We start from the raw sequence: 1,011 nt of genomic DNA on the forward strand, positions 1-1,011 counted from the left end.
TCCAGGTCATCAGATAACAAAATTTCAAACCTGATACCGATAAAAGGGTTAGTTTTATATTCATATTCCCTAGGAAATGTTGTGCCAATATTCAACTGATAGAAAAACCAGCCTTTATACAAATTACGTCGATAGCGAATTTGCGCAAAATACTCTGATACAACGGTATGATGCTGTCGTTCATCGGCAGAAAATCCAAACGAGTATTCCAGCGCTCGCCGCTGATTGATGTCATGGAAAAAAGCAAGGTTTTGAACGTATCGCCTGTGTCCGTACCTTTCATACCAAACAACGGAAGACTGTAGACGAAGCAGATAAAAGTCACCAACCAAGCGATCAAAATCGAAAGATGATCGGGCTCCTGCCCCCCGGCTTTCATACCAAAACAACTCTGGAGAGAAAGTTAATGACCACTTTTCTGACAAACTCCAGCTACGAATTCCTCGAGCCCTTGAAAATATATCGGGGTCCAAATTTGCTTTAAGCCCCCAGTCAAAGGAAAGGCGATCCCAATGGCGTGCATCAAATAAAAGCCTAAAACTTGCATTAATGCCATCCTCACCGGACTCTTCACTCAAGGAGGACCTAGTACTCTCCTGATCCACGGAGTTTTCTGCTTCTTCATCTTCACTTTCCAAAATAAAACGAAAACGTCTTTTTGTTATGGGTAAATCTAAACTAAAACGCAATCTATGAAGCGCTTCTGTCCCATAGTATTTCGACTCACCTAAGCCCAAATAAAGTTTTACATAACTTTGATTGTGATCTGAAATGGCTTCTAGATCACCCATCAAACCATCAATATATGCGCCTAAAGCAACGATATCTCCGGCCAATGCTCTGCGTTTTGTTTCAATCCAGGAGATAGTCGAATTATCGAAGTAAGGGGAGCCCTCTGCTATCTCATCTTGAGCGCTTGAGTCACCCTCATAGGAAGCTGGCAAGGCGATGTCGGTCTTTTTGAGTTCATTAGCATCGACATAAGAAATGCGCCACGATAACAACACACAG

General features: G+C 42.4%; 1 protein-coding gene. It reads right to left on the reverse strand.

Going from position 1 to position 1,011, the window contains the following annotated elements; all coding sequences use genetic code 11:
* The coding region (locus A3729_RS33015; protein WP_197475822.1) for a hypothetical protein at positions 1–1,011 on the reverse strand (1,011 nt) is incomplete at both ends.

It is taken from the genome of Oleiphilus sp. HI0043 (assembly GCF_001634935.1).